This is a genomic window from Corallococcus sp. CA053C (assembly GCF_003611675.1).
Taxonomy (GTDB): domain Bacteria; phylum Myxococcota; class Myxococcia; order Myxococcales; family Myxococcaceae; genus Corallococcus.
On the sequence record NZ_RAWA01000468.1, the window covers coordinates 1 to 6,951 of the forward strand.

General features: G+C 70.2%; 3 protein-coding genes and 1 pseudogene. 1 reads left to right on the forward strand and 3 read right to left on the reverse strand.

Annotation, left to right across the window (positions count from 1 at the left end):
• On the reverse strand, nucleotides 1-3,752 hold a 3,752-nt coding region (locus D7V97_RS37515; protein WP_368668995.1), incomplete at its 3' end, for a beta-ketoacyl synthase N-terminal-like domain-containing protein.
• Between D7V97_RS37515 and D7V97_RS46265 the strand changes: the two are divergent.
• Nucleotides 3,705-3,914, forward strand: a pseudogene (locus D7V97_RS46265) (IS4 family transposase); the annotation flags it as partial. The gene D7V97_RS37515 and the pseudogene D7V97_RS46265 overlap by 48 nt on opposite strands.
• Before the next feature lie 180 nt (nucleotides 3,915-4,094).
• Here D7V97_RS46265 and D7V97_RS37520 read toward each other — a convergent pair.
• Nucleotides 4,095-6,746 (reverse strand): MupA/Atu3671 family FMN-dependent luciferase-like monooxygenase, encoded by a 2,652-nt coding sequence (locus D7V97_RS37520; RefSeq protein ID WP_120615411.1) that lies wholly within the window; start codon nucleotides 6,744-6,746, stop codon nucleotides 4,095-4,097.
• Nucleotides 6,743-6,951 (reverse strand): hypothetical protein (locus tag D7V97_RS44975; RefSeq protein WP_199729089.1); only part of this gene is annotated, 209 nt, incomplete at its 5' end. The genes D7V97_RS44975 and D7V97_RS37520, both read right to left, overlap by 4 nt.

Here is a 6,951-nt window from a genome sequence, read left to right on the forward strand (position 1 = left end):
GGGTGGGGGCCGGGCAGTCGCAAGGCGGCGAGCGCCTCGTCTTGTCCCACGTGGAGTTCGAGCAGGGGGCGCAGCGCGGCTCCGTACTCCAGTCCTCGCGCGGCCAGGAGGCGGTAGCAGGCCTCCGAGGACAGCAGGTGCGGGCAGCGCGCTCGGAGGGCGTCGGGCACAAGGCAGGCTTCAGCCTCGCCCGTGGCGGCGCCGCGCATCAGCCGTCCCTGGGCGTGGAGGGTCCCCTCCGAGCCCACGAGGCGGAACCCCACGCAGTCACCGTCCTCCCGGAGCTCGAGGGACACATCGAGTGGCGCGCCGTCGGGAGCCGGCACCACGGGGCTCGCCCAGGTGATGTCGCGCAGGGTGTGGACGGGCGCCGCCCCCGCGAGACGGGCCGCGGCGAGGGCCATCTCCAGACACACCACACCCGGAAGCACCGCGCGCCCGCCGACGCGGTGGTCGGCGAGGAGGGGCTCTGTCCGCGAGAAGGTCGTGGTGAAGCGCACGGACGTGAGCGTGGAGGTGTTGCGCCCCAGCAACGGGTGCAGCGGCGGCGGGCGCGTGAGCGCGGGCTCCGTCCTGGGCAGCCAGTACGGGCGATGGGCGAAGGGATAGGTCGGCAGCGGATGACGTCGGGGTCTGCCTTCGGGGTAGAGCATCGGCCAGTCGATGTCCGCCCCCTCCACCCAACGCGCCGCCAGCTCCCGCAGCGCTGGAACGTCCTCGCCGCGCGCGGACACCCGGCCCGTCGGTCCATCGCCCCGGACTGTTCCCTGGAAGCAGTCCGCCGGGTCGGGATGGCCCGCCAGGTAGCGCCGCAGTTGCACCCGCAGCGCCTCCAGGCTTGCTGAAATGAAGACCAGCCGCGCCGCCATGGGCTCGTTGCGCGTCTGCAACGAACAGGCGACCTGGCTCAGGCTGGCACACGGGCCGGTGTGCTCCGGGGCGGCCTGCCGGTCCAGGAACCGGAGGAGCCGCTCGGCGTAGGGCCGGAGCTGCTCTTCCTTGAACGCGGACAGGACGATCAGCCGGGGCCGCTCGCGCGCGGAGGGCTCGGACCGGGGGGCCAGGTACTCCTCGAGGATGACGTGGGCATTGGAGCCGCCCGCGCCAAATGAGCTCAAACCCGCCCGCCTGGGGACGGGCTGCCCCGCGACGCTCCTGGGCGCGGCCCAGTCGCCCAGCTCTCGTTGCACGCGGAAGGGCGTGGCCGCGAAGTCGATGAAGGCATTGAGCTGCCGCGCGTGCAGTGACGGGACGAGCTTCCGGTGTCGCAACTGGAGCAGCACCTTGGACAGCCCCGCCATGCCCGCGGCGGCCTCCAGGTGCCCGATGTTTGATTTCACGGAGCCGACGGCGCAGGTCCACCCCGGAGCGGTCCGTCCCTGGAAGGCCTTGCCCAGGCCGGAGATTTCGATGGGATCTCCCAGGCTCGTGCCGGTCCCGTGGGCCTCGATGTACCCGACGGTCGCGGGCTCCACCCCCGAGCGCTCCAGCGCCTCGGAGATGAGCGTGGCGTGGACGTCGGGGTCCGGCACGGTGTAGCCGTTGGCGCGGCCTCCGTGGTTGACCACGGTCGCGCGGATGACGCCATGGATGTAGTCCCCGTCGGCCTCGGCGCGCGACAGGGGCTTGAGCAGCACGGCGCCCACGCCTTCTCCAGGCACATAGCCGCTTCCCCCCTCGCCGAACGCACGGCACCGGCCATCACTGGCGAGCATGCGGTGCTCGCTCAGGAACACATACTTGCTGGGGTGCAGCATGAGGTTGACGCCGCCCACCAGCGCGTGGTCGCACTCCGCGCGCCGCAGGCTTTCGCAGGCCAGGTGCAGCGCGGTCAGCGAGGAGGAGCACATCGTGTCCAACGACAGACTGGGGCCGCGGAAGTCGAAGAAGTAGGAGACCCGGTTGGCGATGGACGCGGCGAACGAGGAGGGGGCGACGGGGTGGCCCTCGAGGGTTTCCTCCAGGCCGAGCAGCGCGTACTGCCCCCACATCACGCCCACGAACACGCCCACCTGGCGGCCCCGGAGCGCCCGGCCGGCATGGCCCGCGTCTTCAAGCACCTGCCAGGCGGTCTCCAGGAACAGCCGCTCCTGGGGATCCATGAGCTCGGCTTCCCGTGGCGACAGGTTGAAGAGCCGGGGATCGAACTGGTCGATGCCTTGGAGGAACCCGCCCCACTTGCCCTGGGTGGTGCCCGGGCGGCTGCCGGTGGGATCGAACCAGCGCTCGTGGTTCCAGCGCTCCTTGGGAATCTCGGTGATGCAGTCCTGCCCGGCCTGGAGGTTGTCCCAGAACGCCTCCAGGTCCTCGGCCTGCGGATAGCGGCCCGCGAGCCCGATGATGGCGATGGGTTCGTCCTGGAGGGCGCGCGGCGGAGGCGCTGTGGGAGGCGCCTTCGCGGGGGGCACTCCGGCTTCCCGTGAAGGTTCATGCCGGGGGAGGAGTCGCGCCGCGCCCTCGGCATGGTGGTGTTCGAGGTAGTCCGCGAGCTCGCGCAGTGTGCTGTGTTCGAACAGCAGTGTGGGATAGAGCTTGAGGTCGAGCTCCCGCTCCAGCCGCCGCACGACCTGCAGCAGCTGGGTTGAATCCATCCCCTGCGAGTAGAAGTTCTCCGCGGCGTCGAGTGTTTCGGGGGCCACCTTCAATTCGGAGGCGAAGAGGCGGCGCAGGGAGTCGAGCAGGGAGGCCGCTCCCGCGTTTCGTGCGGGAGCGGCCGGCTCGGCCAGGCGGGTGGGCGAAGGAGCGCGCTCCGCGCCTTCGGGCTGTCGCAGGCGGGAAATCAGGGCTTCGGAGCGGATGCGTTTGGTGGACAGCTTGCGCAGGGACGCGATGCGTTGCCCCTCGGGCGAGTAGAAGTCGAGGTCGCTGTGGAAGAGGTCGTCCGCCACCAGGCCGGTGCTGGACTGGAGCACCTGGACGAACACGCGCTCGCCCAGGGAGGGGCCCGCGCGAAACGACTCGATGTGGATGGGGATGAACGGCTGCAGGGCCAGCTCCGGCCGCTGCTGGAGATAGAGGAACGGGAGCAGGGTGGCGCTGTCCAGGAAGACGGGGTGGAGGAGGAAGTCCTCCAGGTGTTCGTGGGCCGGTGCGCTCAGGTGGAGCGCCCCCAGCACGCCGCCTTCATGGAAGTAGAGCTGGCCCTGGCCCTTCATGAACTCGAAGTGTTCGATGGCCGCGCCGCGCGCGTACACGTAGGCGTCGTCCACGTCCGTGATACGCGTGGCTTGTTTCATCAAGGAGGCCACGTCGATCCGGCCCGTAAGGGGCTCGTGGGCGATATGGACCTCGCAGCGGAAGTTCTCGGTGAGCCCCGTCGCGGACCCGCTCCCGGACGCAAGGGGCCTGCTCTGCGCCACCACCCGCCAGCTTCGCGCCTCCGCGTCCTGGGGCGTGAAGCGCAGGTGCACCCGTCTGTCGAACCGTTCCGTGGTGGCGACGGGTTCGATGAACAGGATGTTGCGCAACTCCACCGAGGTGGTGTCCAGCCCCTTGGCCTTCAGGGCGCGGAGCACCATGTCCAGGAAGACGACCCCCGGCATGATGCGCACGCCATGGACGCGGTGATCCCTGACGAGCGGATCCTCATGGCTGATCGTGGTGCTGCACTCGAACTCTTGAAGCGGATCGGGCACGGGGAAATATCCTGGAGGGTTTGCATCCCAGAATGTTTCAGTGATAATGTCAAATTTAAAGCAGAATGTATCTGGCTGCTGACGAACGTCCCAGCGGACCGCAAGGGAGCCACCCACCTCGCCCGGCTGTATCGCACGCGCTGGCGGATTGAATGCCTTTGGGGCCGCCTGGAGTCTGCCCTTGAAAGCGAGGTGCGAAGCCTTGGCTCGCCCCGGGGCGCCCTGCTTGGATTCTGCGTCGCATGGGTGGCCTACGACGTGTTGGCCCTTTTGCAGCGTGAGTATTACGGTGGAATGAAGGCCGCCCTCCCGGAGGAAGTCTGGGTTCCCTACGAAAGCCAGACATCGAAGCGGCTGGCCCGGACGCTGGTGAAAATGGCAAAAGCCAAGGAAGAAGAAAGGCTACGCGCCAGGGATTGAGTGCGAAAGCGCGGAACGCTCTGCGGAACCGGGGCAACTTCACCCCGCCTCGGGGCTGCTTGAGAAGACCACGGGGGGATGTCCCGGGAGCCGCTCTTCCAGGTACTCGGTCAGCACGCGGCGCAGGCGCAGCGCATCGTCGTCAACGAGCTGCTTCAGCTCGATCAGGTGCGAGAGCGCCGCGAGCACCGCGTCCTCGTCGACGCCGAAGTCGATGAAGCAGGCCAGCTCATCGGCGCCGATCTCCGCCAGCCTGTCCACCATGGGCAGGCAGGAGGTGGGGGTGCCGATGAGCGCGCTCATCCGGTAGTGCAGCTCGAAGGCGAACGAGGCCAGCCTGTCGAGCAGCTTCGGATCGTCGACGTCGACCGGCAGCTCCAGGCTGCGGATGCGCAGCTCCTGGAGGCGCAGGTGGGTGCGCAGGTAGTGGGTGAGCGGCTCTCGGACCTGGTCGAGCACCTCGTCCGCGTCCTTCCCCACGAAGGTGTGCAGCATCACCGTGACGGTGCCCGTGGCCGGGTCGTGGCCGGCGCGCGCCCGGGCCGCGCGGTAGAGGGCGATCTTGTCCCGCACCTCCTCGACGGATTGCGACGCCAGCGAGGTCAGCACGTGGACGCCCAGCTCGCCGGCCTTCTCGAACAGCTCGGGGTTGCCGGGGCAGGTGAGCCACACCGGCAGCTCGGGTTGCACGGGGCGGGGGAAGGTGCGCAGCGGGACCTCCCTGCCTGTCCCCTCCGGGAAGGCAACGGCTCCGCCCCGCCAGAGCTCTCGTACCTGCTCCAGCGCGCGGAACATCACGTCGCGCTTGTTCGCGAAGTGGTCCGGCGCCAGCGCGAAATCCTGGGGCATCCAACCGGACGTCACCGCCATGCCGACCCGGCCCTTCGACAGGTTGTCGATGGCGGACCAGTCCTCCGCCACCCGGAGGGGGTGGTGCAGCGGCAGGACGACGCTGCCGGCGCGCAGCCCGATGCGCTCGGTGGCGATGGCCAGTGCGGCGGTCAGCACCGCGGGGTTCGGGTAGAGGCCGCCGTGCTCGTCGAAGTGGCGCTCGGGGGTCCAGATGGCCGTGAAGCCGTTGCGGTCCGCGAGCCGGGCTCCCTCCAGATAGAGGCGGTACCGCTCCCTCGCGTTGGCCTCCTCGTTGGCGAAATAGAAGAGGCCGAAGCCGGGCTTCTTCCGACGGACGCCCTCCGTGGGACGCGCCGGCACCACCTGGGCCACGAGCCCGCCCGCGTTGCCCGCTCGCGTGTCGGGGACCACGGAGACTTGGGCCACCGCCGGGTGCTGGGCGAGCACCGCCTCCACCTCCGCGGATCCGAAGCCCGTGCCCACCGTGAGGGTGCCCACGTTGCCCAGCTCACCTGGGGGCAGCGTGAGCGCGGAAGGTTCCGCATCCGCTCGGAGCGCCAGCTCCTCCAGGAGTGTGCCCAGGTGTCCCGCGAGCCTGGCCACCGCCGTGGAGGCGAACCGCCGGGCGTCGTAGTGGAACCGCAGGGCCAGTCGCGGACCGGACGTGGCGTTGATGACGAGCGGCGCCGGAAGTGAAACAGGGAGGTGGGTGAGGCCGTGGAAGCCGAGGCTCCGGGCGAGCGACTTCAGGGCGGCGTCCTCGGCGTCCGTCGTCAGCACGCAGTCGAAGAGCGAGCCTCCCTCGGACGCGTCGAGACAGGTCCGGAGCGCAGGGGTGGCGCAGGCCTCATCGGAGGGTGTCTGTGACCGTTCGGCCTGGAGACCTCGGAGCCAGCGAAGCAGGGTGCCTCCGCGAGCCACCGGGATGCGGCGCGGAGCGAGCGTGGCGAAGCGCCCCACCAACGAGTCGCCCCCGGACAGCGAGGCCGGGCCTCCCGTGAGCACGCCGAAGAGGAGCTCATCCCCCAGGCCGTGCTGGTGCAGGAGCAGCGCCCACGCGGCCTGGAGCAGCGTCGAGAGCTCCAGCGTGTGCTGCCGAAGAAACGCCTGCACCTGGCCGGTGGCCGCTGGCGAGAGGAGGAACCGCTGCACGAGCCCTTCGCCCTCCGGCACGGCGCTGGAGGAAGCCGGCTCCGTTGCTCCCGCGAGCCACCCGTCGAGCAGTCCGGTGCGCCGGGCGCCTCGCAGCGTCTCGCGGATCCGCGCCTCCTCCGCGCGTGGGTCCTGTCGCTCGAGCCATACGACGTAGTCCCGATAGGGGCGGCTGCGCCCGAGCCCGGCATCCTGCTGCCCACGTGCCGCCCGGTAGAGCAGGAACAACTCCTGGAGGCAGCGCCGCGCCGAGGCTTCGTCGAGGATGAGCGGGTGCCACGTGAGCACGACCGTCCCTGCCTCCGGTGAGGTTCGCAGCACCGTGACGCGGAGGAGGGGCGCCTGCGTGGGATTCATGGCGCGCCGCCGCTCTTCCGCGAGGAACGTCGTGCGCCTCGCGGACTGCTCTGCCTCCGCGAGGCCCGACAGGTCGAGGCGCTCCAGGCGCGGCTCGACCCTCCCGCGCACCACCTGCATCGGCTCGCTCATGCCGTGCCAGACGAAGGCGGTCCTCAGGGCGGTGTGGCGGGCCAGGAGCAGGCGCAGCGCGGCCTCCAGCGCCGCTTCATCCAGCCCCTGGCGGAAGCTCCAGTGCAGGCTGCCGTGCCGGGCTTCGGGCAGCTCGGGACGCGCGAGCAGCTCCCGCTGCACGGGCGAGAGCCGGTACACATCCTGGACGTTCTTCATGGTCTCTCGGGGCCGGAGCCGCCGCCTTCGAGCAAGGGCTTGAGCTGACGGGCGAGCTCCGCCACGGAGGGCTCGACCATCAGCGAGTAATGATCACCGGACAGCTCGACGATCCGGGGGACCTGCCGCGTCACGGTGTCCCATCCGCCCATCGGTCCCGAGGCGGCCTGGAGCGCGCCCGCGTCCGGGCGGAACAGGACGATGG

What these genes read in the sequence shown, in the direction of transcription:
- D7V97_RS37520 (WP_120615411.1), bottom strand. Translation starts at nt 6,746, where the DNA reads ATGAAGAACGTCCAGGATGTGTACCGGCTCTCGCCCGTGCAGCGGGAG.